Raw genomic sequence first — 16,191 nt, forward strand, 5'->3', positions numbered from 1 at the left:
CCCCTGCCCTATGCCGCGTCAGAATGCCAGAGGCATTGCGATTTTCACGCCTTCCAACGCCTGAGCCTGAGCGACAACGTCGGCAGGGATTGCCGCGTCCACGCTGAGCAGCAGAACCGCCTCGCCGCCCGCTTGACGGCGTCCAAGGTGGAAGGTGCCAATGTTAATGCCAGCTTCGCCCAGAAGTGTGCCGATCCGACCAATAAAGCCAGGAGCATCTTCGTTGACGATATACAGCATGTTGCCGTGCAGATCGGCCTCAATGCCGACGCCAAATATCTCAATCAGGCGCGGTGCTTCACTGCCGAACAACGTCCCAGCGACCGAACGATCGCCGCTGTCCGTGCCGACAGTAACGCGAAGCAGCGTGTTGTACGCTCCCTCACGCTCATGTCGTACTTCACGCACATCAAGACCGCGCTCTTTCGCCAGATACGGCGCGTTGACCATGTTCACCGTGTCTGAATAGCGACGCATCAATCCCGCCAGTACCGCGCCTGTAATCGGCTTACCGTTGAGTTCAGCCGCCGCACCTTCACGCTCAATACTGATATTGGTGAGATTGCCATGCGCAAGCTGGCCGACAAGGCTACCCAGTTTTTCTGCCAGAGCCATATATGGCTTGAGCTTGGGCGCTTCCTCAGCGCTGAGAGACGGCATATTGAGCGCATTCGTCACTCCGCCGTTCACCAGATAATCACTCATCTGCTCAGCCACCTGCAGCGCAACATTGACCTGTGCTTCGGTGGTCGATGCACCAAGGTGAGGCGTACAGATGAAATTCGGCTTGCCAAAAAGCGGGCTTTCTTTCGCTGGTTCGGTTTCGAACACATCCAAAGCCGCGCCAGCTACATGTCCGCTATCAAGCATGTCAGCCAGCGCTGCCTCATCAATCAGGCCGCCGCGTGCGCAATTGACGATCCGGACGCCAGGCTTCGTCTTGCCCAGATTCTCGCGGCTCAAGATATTGCGCGTTTCATCGGTCAGCGGCGTGTGGAGGGTGATGAAATCCGCTCGCGCTAGCAGTGTATCGATATCCACTTTCTCAACGCCGATTTCTACCGCGCGCTCTTCTGTGAGGAACGGGTCAAAGGCGACGATCTTCATCTTGAGGCCCAGCGCGCGGCTCGCCACGATTGAACCGATGTTGCCCGCGCCGATCAGGCCAAGCGTCTTTCCGGTGACCTCGACACCCATGAAGTCTTTTTTGGGCCATTCGCCCTGCTGCGTACGCGTGTTGGCCGCCGGAATCTGCCGAGCCAGCGCCAAAGTCATCGCGATGGCGTGCTCTGCTGTCGTGATGGAATTTCCGAACGGGGTATTCATCACCACCACGCCTTTGCCGCTGGCGTAAGGGATATCGACATTGTCGACGCCGATCCCGGCCCGGCCAATCACTTTCAGATTGGTCGCCGCGTCAAGAACTTCAGGTGTCACTTTGGTAGAGCTGCGGATCGCAAGGCCATGATAATCACCAATACGGGCAATCAGTTCCTCTGGTGTTTCGCCCGTGATTACATCAACGTCGCAGCCTCGCTCCTCGAAAATACGCGCTGCGTTCGGGTCCATCTTGTCGGAGATGAGTACTTTAGGTTTGGTCATAGAAGATTCCTTTGGTCGCCCGCGCTGGATCTCGCGCTTGGCGCAAAAAATTAGAAGTCACGCTTTGAGCTGAGCCCACGCCCAGTCGAGCCATGGGCCGAGCGCCTCAATATCAGCAATATCGACGGTCGCGCCGCACCAGATACGTAGACCAGCCGGAGCATCGCGATAGCCCGCAATGTCATAGGCCGCATCCTGCTCTTCCAGCAGCTTGGCAAAACTTTTGATGAACGCGGCATCGGCACCTTCAACCGTCAGACATACGCTGGTGTTTGAGCGTGTGGCGGGGTCCGCGGCCAAATGGCCAAGCCAATCGCGCTCCTGCACTATTGCATCCAACGCCGCCGCATTCGCATTCGCGCGGGCCTTCATGCCATCAAGGCCGCCAACCGACTGCGCCCATTCAAGTGCGAAGATCGCATCCTCAACCGCCAGCATGGACGGGGTGTTGATCGTCGCGCCTGTAAAGATCCCCTCAATCAGCTTTCCAGCTTTTGTCAGGCGGAAAATCTTAGGCAACGGCCATTCGGGCGTGTAGCTTTCCAGCCGATCAACCGCACGCGGTCCCAGGATCAGCACGCCATGCGCCCCCTCCCCGCCCAGCACTTTCTGCCAGCTGAAAGTCAGCACATCGACTTTATCCCAGGCAATATCCTGAGCAAACACGGCGCTGGTAGCGTCAGCAATCGCCAGACCTTCTCGATCTGCCGCAATCCAGTCGCCATTGGGAACACGCACACCAGAGGTAGTGCCATTCCAGGTAAACACCACGTCATGCGACCAATCAACCGCGTCAAGATCAGGTATCTGGCCATAATCCGCGCGCAGGACCGTGGGATCAATTTTCAACTGCTTGACCGCGTCGGTGACCCAGCCCTCGCCAAAACTTTCCCACGCGAGCGTAGTTACCGGTCGATCACCCAACAGCGACCACATCGCCATCTCAACCGCGCCCGTGTCGGAAGCTGGAACGATACCGATGTGATAGTCATCAGGCACTTGCAGCACTTTGCGCATCAAGTCGATGCAGTGCTTCAGGCGCGCCTTGCCGACCCCCGAACGGTGAGAGCGCCCGAGCGCTTGCGTATTGAATTTATCAGGGGACCAGCCCGGCGGTTTCGCGCAGGGACCGGAAGAAAAGTGCGGACGTGCCGGCTTACGCGCCGGTACGCTATTCAAGTCAGTCATGTATTCTCTCCTTGCAGAGAGCACGCGCGGCGTTGGGACCGCGTGGCCCGTCGGCTGCACTAATGATGCGGTGCAACAAGTCAAGTAAGGGCGTGCCCTTGTCGACAAAGTGACCTCTAAATCTGTTGATTGCCCCGAGCCTCTTGCTCGCCTAATGCGAAGGTAAGACAATGGATATTACCGACCTTCGCATCGCTCTGTTCAGCGGCAATTATAACTACACGAGAGACGGGGCGAACCAGGCGCTAAATCGTCTGGTGGGCTATCTGCTGTCGCAAGGCGCACAGGTCAGAGTTTATTCGCCTACGGTTGCGAAGCCTGACTTTCCTCCCACAGGCGACTTGATCGACGTGCCCAGCATCCCGGTACCGCTGAAGGGTCGCGGAGAATATCGCATCCCGATGGGTTTCAATGATGTTGTTCGCGCCGATTTGAAACAGTTCGCGCCCAACACAGTGCATGTGTCGTCGCCTGATCCCACGGGACATGCAGCACTCAAATGGGCAAAACAGCGAGACATTCCCGTATTGGCGTCAGTGCACACCCGATTTGAGACGTATCCGCGTTATTATGGTCTTGGCTTTATCGAACCCGCAATCGAGTGGATTTTGCGGCGCTTTTATAATCGCTGCGATGCCTTGGTCGCGCCATCGGCCAGCCAGATCGACGAGTTGATGGCGCAGGGAATGCATAACGATATCACCATCTGGTCACGCGGGGTCGATCGCGAGCTTTTCCACCCGTTAAAGCGTGATCCCGAATGGCGGCGATCACTTGGGATCAAGGATGATGAGGTCACAATCGCCTTTCTTGGTCGGTTGGTTATGGAAAAGGGCCTCGACATGTTTGCCGAAGCCATAGTGCAGCTCCGCAAGAAACAAATCCCGCACCGGGTACTTGTGATCGGCGATGGTCCCGCGCGTGGCTGGTTTGAAAAGACATTGCCAGGCGGCGTCTTTGCGGGCTTTCAGACGGGGTCTGACCTCGGACGGGCACTTGCCAGTTCAGATGTGTTCTTCAACCCCTCCATCACTGAGACATTTGGCAACGTCACGCTTGAGGCGATGGCGAGTGGGCTTCCAGTGGTAGCAGCGGGGGCAACTGGCAGCGCCAGCCTGGTGACTGACGGCAAGACCGGCACGCTGGTACCTGACGGTACCCCTGCGTGCTTCGCGAAAGCGCTTGCGTCGTATTGCACCGACGATGCACTGCGGCGCGCACATGGCGACGCTGGGTCCGCTCGCGCTGAAGAATATAGCTGGGATGCAATCAACAGCGCCGTGGCGGAGACATATTTACGGCTCCATCACCAGCGCGCCAACGGTTAGGATTACTTCAAAACGCCCTGTTTACGCATACGAAGGGCGTACCACAGCATAAACAGCGTGGTCACCCAGATCGCCACATTGAGCCCGATACTCTGCAAATCCTCAGGCACAGCCGTAAGGAAGTTCTGGTAAATCGTCGAGCCGACCATCCCGATCACGGAAATCACCAGTGATGTGACCGCCCAACGCGACCGCAGTAAGATCAGTATTGAGCCGAAAAATGCGCCCTACACACCCAGCGCCCAAACGGCATTTGCCCAAACCGGGAATGAATCGAAAAACGCAATCTGATCGCTTGTCATGCCGAGATCAGCGAGCTTGCCGAGCCGGGTCATCATATAGCTGAAAATACCGACTGAATTCCATAGTAGCGTCAGCACACCTACCACCCACAGGTGCCATGGTGTTTTAGCTGTTGAGCCTAAATTCATATGTGTCCTCCCCCGAGTTAACGAGGGAGGGTTAGCACTTTCAGGTCATTGCGCCAAACGCAACTCTGACATTGCCTCAGAGCCGTTCGATTTTCTTCGCAAGATCATCAATCAGATCGACGATCTCTTCCAGATCATCCCGCTTGAAATTGCCACCGCGATATTTGTGCTTCAACACACCAGCGAGGTTACCCATCGCGCGGAACAGTTCGGGTGCCCCCTTCTGTTCTTCATCGCCGCCCTGCATCGCCGTGAGCTTGGCAATGATGGCGGCGATTTCTTCCTCACGCTCGGCCAGCTCTTCCTTGCCTGACTTTGTGATTTCAAAGGCCTTGCGCGTGTCGTCGCCTTTTGCCTTCGTTTCTTTGATGGCGCCTTCATCTGCGAGCAGTGCAAGGGTCGGATAGACGGCGCCTGGACTTGGCTCGTAATTACCGCCGGTGGCATCGCCGATGGCCTTAATCAATTCATAGCCATGGCGGGGTTCGTCACCAATCAGCATCAAAAGCGTGAGGCGCAATTCGCCTGAGCCGAAAACACGCCCTCTGCGGCGGCGGCCACCGCCGCGACCAAATGGACCGCCCGGTCCAAAAGGCCCGTCCGAACCAAACGGACCCTCTGCGCCAAAGCCACGTGAATTGGAGGCCATCATGGCGATGAAGGGCCAAGCGGGGTTTCTGCGCATTTTTCGCCATTTGCGAGCTGAGTACATGGGGGTTGCTCCTAACGTTTCGATAGCTCTAAGATATATCTTAAGTAAGTCTTTGCAAGAGTGATATGGCATTATCCGCCGAACTGCTTACTTGATCAGACGAATGGCTGACTTGTTTGGAAATGATGCACCCTCGACCTCGCGACCCGAGCCGCTACGTGATGACGCGCCGCTGGCGGACCGCCTTCGTACCGGCAAAGCTTGGCGATGTTATTGGGCAGGATCATCTGACCGGCCCGGACGGTGCGATTGGCCGTATGGTGTCAGCGGGCAAGCTATCCAGCATGATCCTGTGGGGGCCGCCTGGGACAGGCAAGACAACTATTGCCCGCCTACTCGCAGACGCCGTTGGAATGCGCTTCGAAAGCGTCAGCGCAGTCTTCAGCGGGGTTGCCGACCTCAAGAAAGCCTTCGCCGCAGCCGACAAAGCCGCCGAAGCTGGGCAACGCACCCTGTTGTTCGTGGACGAGATCCACCGGTTTAATCGCGCGCAGCAGGATGGATTTCTCCCTTTTGTCGAACGCGGCACAGTCACTTTGGTGGGGGCGACCACGGAGAACCCCAGCTTTGCGCTGAACGCCGCGTTGCTCAGCCGCGCGCAGGTGCTGATACTGCAAAGGCTCGATCATGAGGCGCTCACCGAGCTGCTGGTTCGAGCAGAAGCTCTTGAAGGACCGCTCCCCCTTACCGACGATGCGCGCGAAGCACTTGTCGCAAGCGCGGATGGCGATGGCCGCTTCCTGCTCAATCAATCCGAGACGCTATACAACGCCAAGATTGAGGAACCCTTGGGACCCGCAGAGTTGGGTCAGTTCCTGCAGCGCAGGGTCGCGGTTTATGACAAGGATCGGGATGGTCATTACAACCTGATCTCGGCTCTGCACAAATCGCTGCGTGGTTCTGATCCCCAAGCTTCGCTTTATTATCTCGCACGGATGCTAACTGCGGGTGAAGAGCCGCTTTACGTGCTGCGCCGATTGGTCCGCTTTGCGAGCGAAGATATTGGCTTGGCCGATCCGCAGGCACTCACGCAATGTCTCGCCGCCAAGGGCGCTTACGAATTCCTAGGCTCGCCGGAGGGTGAACTCGCAATCGTTCAGGCCTGCCTCTATTGCGCAACTGCGCCCAAATCGAACGCTGCTTATGCCGCGCAGAAAGCCGCGTTCAAATCGGCGCGCGAAACAGGTAGCCTCGCGCCTCCTAGCAATATCCTCAATGCCCCAACCAAGCTGATGAAAGATATTGGTTATGGCGCAGGCTATTCGTACGATCATAACTCCGAGGAGGGCTTTTCCGGCGACAATTACTGGCCGGAAGAGATGGAACCGCAGACCTATTATGAGCCGGTTGAGCGTGGGTTTGAGCGTAAGGTGCGCGAGCGGATGGAGTATTGGGATCGCCTGCGACGAGAGCGCAATTGAAGCCTGTCCGCTTTTCAAATTTCCTCGCGATTGATTGGTCAGGCGCGAAAGGACCACGGCAAAGGGGCATTGCGCTCGCCTTGGCCAATGCGGATGGTGGACCGCCTGTCTTGGTCAAACCACCAAAGGGTGGCTGGGGACGTCAGGACGTCTTCGATCTGCTGCACAATGATCTGCCAGATGACACGCTTGTCGGGTTGGATCTGGGCATCGCTCTGCCCTTCGTCGATTGCGGTGCCTTCTTCCCAGGTTGGGGGAAAGCCCTACTGATGCCAAGTCCCTGTGGGCGCTCATTGACGAGATCTGCAAGAATGACCCCTATCTGGAAGCCCAGAGCTTCGTCGATCATCGTGATTTAAACACGTATTTTCGTCGTCACGGTGGACGAGAGGGAGTACAGTTTCGGTGTGATGGTGCGGCCCATGGACGCGGGAGACTGCGCGTCACTGAGCATGCGCAGGCTGCCCTCGGTCTCCGCCCCTATTCGAATTTCAATCTCGTCGGTGCCGCGCAGGTAGGTAAGAGTTCGCTCACCGGGATGCGAATGCTCCATCGCCTGAGCGGGAAGCTGCCAGTCTGGCCGATCGATCCGCTGCCTGATAAAGGTTGCGTGGCAGTGGAGATCTATACGTCACTCGCAGCGCTGGAGGCTGGGCGTACCCCCGGCAAGGCAAAAATCCGCAATCTTGAGGAACTTGATGTGGCGCTCGACGCCCTTGGCTTGCCGGCACTCGGCAAGACTGGGGCGATCGATGACCATTCATCTGACGCGCTGCTTTCCGCTGCATGGTTGCGCGCAGTCGCGCATGAAAAGCCCCGCTGGAATCCAGCGGGGCTTTCCGAAGACACAGCCAGAACCGAAGGCTGGACCTTCGGCGCCTGACTAAATGAGCTTACGCGATGTCGAAGTTGACCCGCATCCGGCGACGGCCGGTTTTTGAACGCATCAGACCGCCGAGCAGACCAAAGCCAAGGATCATTTGCAGCCATGTGCCTGGTTCTGGAACCGGAGCTGGCGCGAAGAAGTTGAAAATCTCGCCAGTGGTGATCCGAAGGTCAGGATTAGCGAGAACGTCAAAGTTAAGGTCGTAACCAATAGCATCGAACACCGCGAGGTCAGCCGCGGTGACTTCGCCATCAAAGCCAGGGCAAAGGAACGGGTTCAGAATACCGATGAAGTCTTCACAAGTGCCGTTATTCAACCAATGTGAAGCCTGCCAGCCACTGCCGTTGAAATCGCCGGATTCAAAGCGCGAATTGCCGAACAATTCAGTCGCACCGCCATCAATGGAAAAATAGGTATCCGCACCGGGAGCCCAGTTCAGCACGCCTTCTTCAGAATAACGGAAGTGGTCGATATTCTCTGAAACGACAAAGTTATTGAGATTGACATCATCAACTGGCCCACCGCAACCCGGGCCGTTGGGGCAACCCAAAAAGTCATAAGTGTCAACACCCGAGGTGAAACCAAGTGCATGACCGATTTCATGAATCGCCACACCGATAAAGTCGAAGCTGCCTGCATCAATCCCGTCTGACGGGTCAAAGTCCCAGGAAATTGCGTCACTGAATTGAATATCCGCGTCAGGTCCGTCATCAAGGATCGCACCCAGCGCCTTTGCATTGGCGCGGTTCAGTGCCGTCACCGAGTTGTTTACTGAGCCATCATCGTCAACGACGGTAACACTAGTATCAACGCCCAGCTGGTTCACTGGATCCAGATATCCTGCCGTAATCGCGGTTACGCCACCATTGGCATCCAATGGCTGAAGGTTTGCCACTGCAATGGCATCAAGGTTGGATGATGTATCAAAAGCAAGAGCGCCGTAGAAAGAGGCAGTATCGACCAGAAACGTGTTGCTCGCAGCACCGCCCAAGATACCAGGGCCCAGGTCACTAAAGCCGACATCGAGATTAATGGTAATGTTATCGGCGAGAACCGCGCCCCAGAATGCAGCGGCAATCTGGAAACCCTGTTGAGCAGGCGTGCCGGTAACACCGCCGATATCATTAAGAACGATTGTTGCAGAATTGGCCGGCACAGCCATTGCAGCCATCGCTGCAGCTGACGCCGTCAAGCTAAGCTTGCGAAATCTCGTCATATCTGAGTCCCTCACTAATCCGCCGGAGCCGCATCCCTCATGCGATCCTTTGGCAGTCCGGGTAGGACACTGGCTCTCGTTAACGTTTTGTCAAGCATTGTTGCCGGGTGTTAAATGATTATCGTTAACGTCGCTCGACTTTGTCTTGTTTCGGGACAGAAATTCGCGCCACTTTCACTAAAACGACAAAATGGGCGCCAGCCGATCGTAATTTCGCAGCACAACCATAGCTTCCTGATTCGCAGACTAGACAAGGGCTTCGTTTGCTGCCAATGGCGCGTCCGCATCAGCACAGATGCGGCTGGAGTGCCGGCTTAGCTCAGTTGGTAGAGCAGTTGATTTGTAATCATCAGGCCGCGCGTTCAGAATCGTGCAGCCGGCACCACTCCACCCAAGCATTACCAAGACCTATTGACCGATGCGGGCGCGGATCGCGTCTGATAATGCCTCGACCCTATCTGCATTGTAGCCGAGATCGCTCATGCCAACGCGGCTGACCGAGCGGATGTCGATCTGATTTTCGTCGACGCGTGCGACAACATCATCGCGAAAGCCAAAGGCAAACGTCTCTGCCACACCCTCAACCCGGCCACTTTCTGCATCACGACGCACATCTTGCAGACCAATCTCACCCATCGCCGCAACGATCGCATCCAATGCGTCTTCGCGCGATGTTGCGCCCAGTATAATGGGCTGCAGCTCGGTATATTCCTCAGCAATAATATCCGCGTGATTCTTGGCAGCAAGCTCCGCATCAACGCGTTCTGCCCACATTTCCATCTCACCGAGCGGCGTGCCATAATCCGACAGCGGGTTCGCCCCCCACTCCTGGCGTGCGGCAAGCGTTTCGGAGGAAAATGAAGGCGGATTGCGCAAATCCGTCGACACATCATGGATTGGCGGAACAGATGCACCTTGCGCGCGCACGATCATGAGGCCGCCGAACAAGATAGCTGGAATTGCCAAAGCTATGGCGGCTTTCCACCATGCGCCGCGTGGTTTCCGAAAGAACGCAAGGGCAAGCGCAATGATCGAAAAAAGTGCGACAATACCAAGCAGGATCGGACCAACGCCCACAACCATGGTCAGAAATCCAGTTTGCCAACCAATAATCCCCAGCTTTGGGGCGAAGACAGCAAAGGCGAACCACAATAAAGAAGCAAGCGCTGCCCACAGCGAATATTTCGGCAGATTTGCCAGAAAGTTAGACATCATCCTCTTCCCCTATATGGCGCGACACCTTGGTCAGGCAGCCACAAATCAGCAGGCGGCGGACCGCTTTGCCAGAATACATCAATCGGGATGCCACCGCGCGGATACCAATATCCACCGATCCGCAGCCAGCGTGGCTTCATTTCTTCGGTGAGACGCTTGCCGATCCCGACCGTAACATCTTCGTGAAACCCGGAATGATTGCGGAAACTGCCCAGAAACAGCTTTAGCGACTTGGATTCGACAATCGTCTCGCCGGGCGCATAATCCAGCACCAGATGCGCAAAATCAGGCTGGCCCGTAACCGGGCAGAGCGAAGTGAACTCAGGCGCAGCAAAACGCACCAAGAACAGCTCACCTGCTCGAGGGTTAGGCACGTAATCGAGTTCTGCATGGTCCGGATCAGTTGGCAGGGCGCTATCCTTACCCAGAAACTTGGGCAGTCCGTCAGCGCTTGATGGTGTGTCACTCATGCCGCGCATCTGCCCCGAAAGGCGTTTCGGCGCAAGCTGATGCTTGGGTTTGCCTGCTTCAGTACCTATTCAGCGCGAGGCGCAAATTGCGCTGCATCACCAAAAGCACCCATTGCAGATGTATTCTCGTAAACTCTTTTCTCTATCAGCTTGCTTATGCGTGACCCTGGTCTCCGCACCTCTGACTGCGCAATCGGTGCAGGAGTTCGAGCTACCTCCATCGCCGCAGGAAACTTCGACGCCCAATGTCCAAGGACCGGTGGATACCGACAGGCTCGTACCGATAGCACCGCGAGAGATTGTCTCTGGAAGCACGGCAGCAGACGAAGCGACAGAGGCCTCCACATCCGAAGCTCAATTGCCCTTTGAGCCAATACTCACCGCGCCCGATCCATCATCCGCCGATGGTGTCGATCGTGCAGAGCCGGCGGTGCCTGCTCAATCAGTGACCAATCGCCAGACCGTCCCTGAGCCGAGGCAAGAATCACAGCCGCAGGCAATTTCCAATGAGGAACGGCTGCCTGAATCGTCGGCGACAGCGCCGATAGCTGAACTGTCATTGCCTACTTCGCAGGGTGTTCCTTCACAGGTGCCACAAGCTGAGGGCGCGGCAGTGTTCGGCGTGCCGACACTATGGCTATGGCTCGGCGGTGTCCTGATGCTTCTGTTGCTTGCGCTGGGGATTTGGCTTCAACGCCGCAATGCGGCATCAGTCGACGCCCCTACGATCCAGCCCCCCATACCGACACAACGGGACGCATCGCAACCGCAGGCAAGGCCGTCCACTGCGTCACATCGCCCCAGCGCAACGCCCATTGGCCTGAAAGTCGAACCGATCAGCCTAGATCGCAGCTTTATGAACGTGACGCTGACATATCGGGTCACAATACTAAATCAGACCGATAATGCGCTGAAAGACGTGCAGCTCGAGGCCGAATTGGCCTCCGCAGGTAGCGCTTCGTCCATGGAGACACAAACGGCCTCACCCGAAGCAGCTTTGCCAGTCCAGCAATCCTATGCTCGCATGTCCGCGCGCCAATCCTCCCGTTTTGAAGGCCAAATCAGGTTGCCGGTGGCACAGGCGAATATCATCCGGCAGGGCAGCGCGGCACTTCTTGTCCCGCTCCTAAAACTGCGCGTGACCGCCCAGAACGAAAAACCGGTTGCGAAGACCTACGTGGTCGGACAGCCCAGCGAATTTGGCAGCGCGCGTGTGCAGCCCTTTGCCCTCGATGAAGGACCGCGTAGCTGGAAGCCGATTGCGCAACGAGAGTTGGACTAGGGTCAATCTGCTCGCTAGGGCTGTGAGCCGATGGATAGTTTGATTTCAACCCAGTCGCTTGCCGAAAGCCTCAGCGCGCAGGATTGCATTGTACTTGATGCAAGCAAGCATTTGCCAGGTGCCGGACGCAATGCCGCGCTGGAATTTGAGGACACGCACATTCCAGGCGCGCGCTTTCTCGATATGCCCAACCTGCATGATGCGAGCGCACCAGTCACCAATACGATGCCCAGCGCCGACCATGTGGCGGAGCATATGGCTTCGCTGGGCGTACGAACGTCCGATGCAATCATCCTGTATGATGACAGCGCCATCCGCAGTGCGGCCCGGGCATGGTTTATCTTGCGCGGCTATGGTTTTCGGAACGTCGCGATTTTGGATGGAGGTCTGGGTAAGTGGCGGGCCGAAGGCAGGCCACTCGAAAGCGGCAAGGTCGCGGTTGAGGCTACTTCAACGGCGCAATTAACCGACCAACCGGCTGCGCGCACTCAGACAGACATGCTGGCCAACATATCATCGGCTGTGGAACAGGTAGTCGACGCCCGCGACGCCGCGCGTTTTGGCGGGGTCGAAGCAGAAGGTGGCCATATCCCCGGTTCGCGAAACTTGTGGTTTGGAGCGCTCTTCAAGCAAGACGGGACTTACAAAAATAGTGCTGAGATCACGCAGATGTTTGCCGATTCCGGGATCAATACTAAACGGTACCGGTGATTACTACATGCAATAGCGGGATGACAGCGGCTGTTTTGCTCTTTGCACTGCATCTGTGCGGTCGCAATGATACGGCGCTGTATGATGGTAGCTGGCAGGAATGGGGCAATGATCCCGCAACGCCAAAGAATACCACTAGTAGCACTTGACCCATTCGCCCTGAGCTTGTCGAAGGGCTGCTCTTCTTCTTTGCCTATGCGCCGCAAACCAAATACGGTGCGTCGACAAGCTCAGTACGAACGGAAAACTCCTTGGCCGCGAAGAACAAAGGTAAGCTCAGCTCCAGCACCAAGCTAGTTGCGAGCGGACGCAGCGATAACCCGCATGTCGTCAATCCGCCAATCTATCGCGCGAGCACGCACTTGTACGAAGACTGCGCGGCTTTGCGCAATGGCGTCAAGAGCAACTCGGATGGTCAATTCTTCTACGGCAGGCGCGGTTCGCCAACGCAATGGGCGCTAGCAGATGCTCTGACAGATCAGGAGCCAGGCGCATTTGGCACCGTCTTGTACCCGAGCGGTGTCGCGGCAATTGCGGGCGCGATGTTGACTGTTCTGCGGCAGGGCGATGTCCTGCTAGTCACTGACAATGCCTATGATCCCACACGGACCATGGCCATGGGTCTGCTAAAGCGCTTTGGGGTGGAGCACCGGTTCTACGATCCGCTTGATCTGGATGATTTTGCCGATCTGTTTTGTGACAAGACCAAAGCGGTGATGATTGAGTGTCCGGGCAGCCTGACCATGGAAGTCTGCGATGTGGCAGCATTGGCGGCGATTGCGCGCAAAAAGGGTGCAGTCAGCCTGCTCGACAACACATGGGCAACGTCGCTTGGTTTTCAGGCTTTAGATCACGGTGTCGACATCACCATTCAGGCTTTGACCAAGCATGTCGTAGGTCATTCAGACGTAATGCTTGGTGCATGCACAGCCGGAGAGGCGTGGTATAAACGCCTTCGTGCGCGCAGCCAGCAATTGGGTCAGGTCGTATCGCCCGACGATGCATCGTTGGCTCTGCGCGGCCTTAGAACGATGGGCGTGAGGTTAGAACGGGAGACTGCAACTGCGCTCAGACTTGCCGCATGGCTCAATGCGCGTGACGAAATTGCTCACGTGCTGTGCCCGATCCTGCCCGGCGCCCAGGGTTACGACCTTTGGCGACGCGACTTCACTGGCGGCTGCGGCCTGTTCAGCTTCGTTATCAAGGGCCGTGACGATGCCGCGAGATGCCGCCTTGTGGACGCGCTTCAACTGTTCGGCATCGGCTATAGCTGGGGCGGGTTTGAAAGCCTTGCCTTACCCTTTGACGTACGCCCAGTACGCGACACAATGACTTGGCCAAGACCCGATTGGGACCAAAATGATCAATTCGGCGTTAGGTTATCTATCGGCTTGGAAGATGCCGACGATCTGATTGCAGATTTGGCCCAGGCTCTTGAACAAATGGACGCATCATGACTGCAGTGGCACCTACAGCGACCGAAACTGCTGACACGCAAACAGACGAGGTGTCGGCAAGCGTCGAACTTGTGCCTGGTCAGGCAGTGACCGTGGAAGCAGCCGAGACCGGCACCACCAGTCAACCAGAGCCAGAGCCGACTGAGGCTGTCGCCGCTGCGGACGAAGCGAAAGAGGCAGTTAGCGAACGCAGCGAGACGATTGGCGGAATGGTCGAGGGTCTCGACGCGATGGCCATCGAGATGGGGTCGATGCGGATTTCCCTTTGGGATGTTCTGTTTGCCTCCGCCACGCTTTTGCTTGTCATAGCCGGAGCGTGGCTTGTCTCGCGTCTATGCGCCTCGCTTCTTCGCCGCGTCACAAAGCTCGATGAAACTCAACATCTGCTGGCGGAAAAGATCAGCACCATTATCATTTGGGCAGCGGCGTTCTTTCTAGGCATAGATTTGCTTGGGATCGACCTGACCGCACTTGCCGTGTTCTCCGGCGCATTCGGCCTCGCCATCGGCTTCGGCCTGCAAAAGACATTCGGCAACCTGATTGCCGGGATCATCCTGTTGATGGATAAATCGATCAAGCCCGGGGACGTCATCGCCGTGGCCGATACAGCCGGCAACGAAACCTTTGGCCAGATCCGCAAAATTGGTATTCGAGCAGTATCGGTAACCACCCGTGACCAGCGCGAATACCTCATCCCGAATGAAAATCTGATGATCAATCAGGTTGAAAACTGGTCTTACTCTTCAAGAAATGTGCGTATGCAGGTTCCTGTCGGGGTTAGCTATGACGCTGATATGAAGCTCGCCGAAGAACTGATGATGGAGGCGGCACGTCAATCCGATCGCGTGCTCAAATCACCACCTCCGACAATCTGGATGGCAGAGTATGGCGATAGTTCGGTCAACTTCGTGATCCATTGCTGGATCAACGATCCAGAGGATGGCGTAGGCAATGTACGCAGTCAGGTCCTGAAGAATTTGTGGTGGCTGCTGAAAGAGAACAACATTGAAATTCCATTCCCGCAGCGTGACATCAACTTGCGCAACAACGGACAGTTTGAGCAGCTTATCGCGGCGCTTGCTGACAAGGATTTGCCGGCGAAAGACTAACTTCGCGATTGGCTACATCGGCTTTCAAAACAAATCCTGTCTGACCCGACACGCATTCTGATTGGCGGATTGCGGGGGCAAGGCGCATCTGCCCGACATGGCAAAGTATGGCACAGTATTTTTGGTCGGTGCAGGGCCAGGCGATCCGGAGTTGTTGACCGTGCGCGCTGCGCGATTGCTTCAAGAGGCCGCAATCATTGTTCACGATGGTCTGGTTGATCCGGCGATCCTTGCGTTGGCGCGCGAGGATGCGACGCTGATCTCAGTGGCAAAGCAACGTTCGAAACACACGCTCCCGCAAGATGACATCAACGCACTTTTGGTGCGAAAGGCGAAGAATGGTCACGATGTCGTTCGCCTAAAGGGCGGCGACCCCCTGATTTTCGGACGCGGCGGAGAAGAGGCTGAAGCTCTGCAAGCGGCGGGAATACCGGTCGAGATTATTCCAGGTATTAGCGCCGCAAACGGTGCCGCCGCAGCCTCTCAAATCGCTCTCACTCACCGCGATGCGTCCAGCGTGGTCAGCTTCGTTGCTGGCCAATGCAAGGGACTGAAGGATCAGAATTGGGCAGGCCTCGCGGGCAAAGGGCGCACTCTGGTCATCTATATGGGTGTCAAGACAGCGCCCCAAATCGCCGAAAAACTGATGGAAGATGGTTTGTCGCCAGACATGCCAATCGCGGTGATTGAAAACGCTGCGCGACCCGAAATGCGTGTATTGCGCGGCCTGCTAGCGGGGCTGCCTGAACTGGTGAAAGCTCACACAGTTGTCAGCCCGGCGCTCATCGTGATTGGGGAGGTAACCGCCCGAGACGCGACGGTGAATGATGCGCAAATTGCCGCTCTGGCTCAGGAGGTATCCTCATGAAATTGCTCACCGGCAATGACCTAAAATCTGGCGCGGTTGTCTGGTGGACCGGGCAAGACTGGTCCATTCACATCGAAGATGCCGCTGAAGTCGGCGATGATGCCGACGAAATCGCCCACCGCGAAGAAGCCGCACGGCGTGTAAACATACCCTACGCGATTGATGCAGAGATGCAGAACGGGACGCCCCGCCCTGCCCACATCAAGGAACGTATTCGCGCGCTCGGCCCGACCGTGCGGCCAGACTTAACTCTCAAACCAGCTGATCCCGAAATCGGCAATTGGGTGATCTAGCG

Annotated in this window: 15 protein-coding genes, 1 tRNA gene and 2 pseudogenes; 10 read left to right on the forward strand and 8 right to left on the reverse strand. The window is 56.7% G+C overall.

Annotation, left to right across the window (positions count from 1 at the left end):
* Nucleotides 1-18 precede the first annotated feature (18 nt).
* Entirely contained in the window at nucleotides 19-1,602 is a 1,584-nt protein-coding gene (serA, locus tag ACZ1GM_RS12580) for a phosphoglycerate dehydrogenase (protein ID WP_472676759.1), read from the reverse strand.
* Between the two features lie 57 nt (nucleotides 1,603-1,659).
* Nucleotides 1,660-2,790: a phosphoserine transaminase gene (locus ACZ1GM_RS12585; RefSeq protein ID WP_472676760.1), complete on the reverse strand. Its 1,131-nt coding sequence runs from the start codon at nucleotides 2,788-2,790 to the stop codon at nucleotides 1,660-1,662.
* A 170-nt stretch (nucleotides 2,791-2,960) separates the two neighbouring features.
* Between ACZ1GM_RS12585 and ACZ1GM_RS12590 the strand changes: the two genes are divergently transcribed.
* Complete coding sequence (locus ACZ1GM_RS12590; protein WP_472676761.1) at nucleotides 2,961-4,118, forward strand: glycosyltransferase family 4 protein; 1,158 nt, start codon at nucleotides 2,961-2,963, stop codon at nucleotides 4,116-4,118.
* A gap of 2 nt (nucleotides 4,119-4,120) precedes the next feature.
* Here the strand turns inward: ACZ1GM_RS12590 and ACZ1GM_RS12595 are convergent, their stop codons facing one another.
* The 3 genes from ACZ1GM_RS12595 to ACZ1GM_RS12605 form a co-directional block, all read right to left on the reverse strand.
* The gene (locus ACZ1GM_RS12595) at nucleotides 4,121-4,276 is read right to left on the reverse strand and encodes a hypothetical protein (RefSeq protein WP_472676762.1); all 156 of its coding nucleotides are present in this window, start codon (nucleotides 4,274-4,276) and stop codon (nucleotides 4,121-4,123) included.
* A gap of 69 nt (nucleotides 4,277-4,345) precedes the next feature.
* Nucleotides 4,346-4,549, reverse strand: coding sequence for a hypothetical protein (locus ACZ1GM_RS12600; protein ID WP_472676763.1), 204 nt, complete (start codon nucleotides 4,547-4,549; stop codon nucleotides 4,346-4,348).
* A 76-nt stretch (nucleotides 4,550-4,625) separates the two neighbouring features.
* Nucleotides 4,626-5,261, reverse strand: coding sequence for a PadR family transcriptional regulator (locus ACZ1GM_RS12605; protein WP_472676764.1), 636 nt, complete (start codon nucleotides 5,259-5,261; stop codon nucleotides 4,626-4,628).
* A gap of 103 nt (nucleotides 5,262-5,364) precedes the next feature.
* On the opposite strand from ACZ1GM_RS12605, the pseudogene ACZ1GM_RS12610 reads away from it, so the two are divergent.
* Together ACZ1GM_RS12610 and ACZ1GM_RS12615 are read left to right on the forward strand one after the other, a co-directional pair.
* Nucleotides 5,365-6,682: pseudogene (locus ACZ1GM_RS12610) on the forward strand (replication-associated recombination protein A).
* Nucleotides 6,679-7,565, forward strand: a pseudogene (locus ACZ1GM_RS12615) (hypothetical protein). The pseudogenes ACZ1GM_RS12610 and ACZ1GM_RS12615 overlap by 4 nt, the downstream one beginning before the upstream one ends.
* 10 nt (nucleotides 7,566-7,575) lie before the next feature.
* Here ACZ1GM_RS12615 and ACZ1GM_RS12620 read toward each other — a convergent pair.
* Nucleotides 7,576-8,784: an NF038122 family metalloprotease gene (locus ACZ1GM_RS12620; protein ID WP_472676765.1), complete on the reverse strand. Its 1,209-nt coding sequence runs from the start codon at nucleotides 8,782-8,784 to the stop codon at nucleotides 7,576-7,578.
* A 308-nt stretch (nucleotides 8,785-9,092) separates the two neighbouring features.
* On the opposite strand from ACZ1GM_RS12620, the gene ACZ1GM_RS12625 reads away from it, so the two are divergent.
* A tRNA-Thr gene (locus ACZ1GM_RS12625) sits at nucleotides 9,093-9,169 on the forward strand.
* A 23-nt stretch (nucleotides 9,170-9,192) separates the two neighbouring features.
* Here the strand turns inward: ACZ1GM_RS12625 and ACZ1GM_RS12630 are convergent.
* Together ACZ1GM_RS12630 and queF are read right to left on the reverse strand one after the other, a co-directional pair.
* On the reverse strand, nucleotides 9,193-9,999 hold the full coding sequence (locus ACZ1GM_RS12630; RefSeq protein ID WP_472676766.1) for a DUF1499 domain-containing protein: 807 nt from the start codon (nucleotides 9,997-9,999) through the stop codon (nucleotides 9,193-9,195).
* Entirely contained in the window at nucleotides 9,996-10,469 is a 474-nt protein-coding gene (gene queF, locus ACZ1GM_RS12635; protein ID WP_472676767.1) for a preQ(1) synthase, read from the reverse strand. Before queF ends, ACZ1GM_RS12630 begins: the two co-directional genes overlap by 4 nt.
* 160 nt (nucleotides 10,470-10,629) lie before the next feature.
* On the opposite strand from queF, the gene ACZ1GM_RS12640 reads away from it, so the two are divergent.
* From ACZ1GM_RS12640 to ACZ1GM_RS12665, 6 genes are all read left to right on the forward strand, one after another.
* The gene (locus ACZ1GM_RS12640; protein WP_472676768.1) at nucleotides 10,630-11,751 is read left to right on the forward strand and encodes a hypothetical protein; all 1,122 of its coding nucleotides are present in this window, start codon (nucleotides 10,630-10,632) and stop codon (nucleotides 11,749-11,751) included.
* 30 nt (nucleotides 11,752-11,781) lie between these two features.
* Entirely contained in the window at nucleotides 11,782-12,462 is a 681-nt protein-coding gene (locus ACZ1GM_RS12645) for a sulfurtransferase (protein ID WP_472676769.1), read from the forward strand.
* 251 nt (nucleotides 12,463-12,713) lie between these two features.
* Nucleotides 12,714-13,919, forward strand: coding sequence for a cystathionine beta-lyase (gene metC / locus ACZ1GM_RS12650; RefSeq protein WP_472676770.1), 1,206 nt, complete (start codon nucleotides 12,714-12,716; stop codon nucleotides 13,917-13,919).
* Nucleotides 13,916-15,028: a mechanosensitive ion channel family protein gene (locus ACZ1GM_RS12655; protein ID WP_472676771.1), complete on the forward strand. Its 1,113-nt coding sequence runs from the start codon at nucleotides 13,916-13,918 to the stop codon at nucleotides 15,026-15,028. Before metC ends, ACZ1GM_RS12655 begins: the two co-directional genes overlap by 4 nt.
* A gap of 97 nt (nucleotides 15,029-15,125) precedes the next feature.
* Nucleotides 15,126-15,896 (forward strand): uroporphyrinogen-III C-methyltransferase, encoded by a 771-nt coding sequence (gene cobA, locus ACZ1GM_RS12660; RefSeq protein WP_472676772.1) that lies wholly within the window; start codon nucleotides 15,126-15,128, stop codon nucleotides 15,894-15,896.
* Nucleotides 15,893-16,189, forward strand: a complete 297-nt coding sequence (locus ACZ1GM_RS12665) for a DUF2849 domain-containing protein (RefSeq protein WP_472676773.1) — start codon at nucleotides 15,893-15,895, stop codon at nucleotides 16,187-16,189. Before cobA ends, ACZ1GM_RS12665 begins: the two co-directional genes overlap by 4 nt.
* Nucleotides 16,190-16,191: the final 2 nt, after the last annotated feature.

This window comes from Qipengyuania sp. JB2-7 (assembly GCF_055693485.1).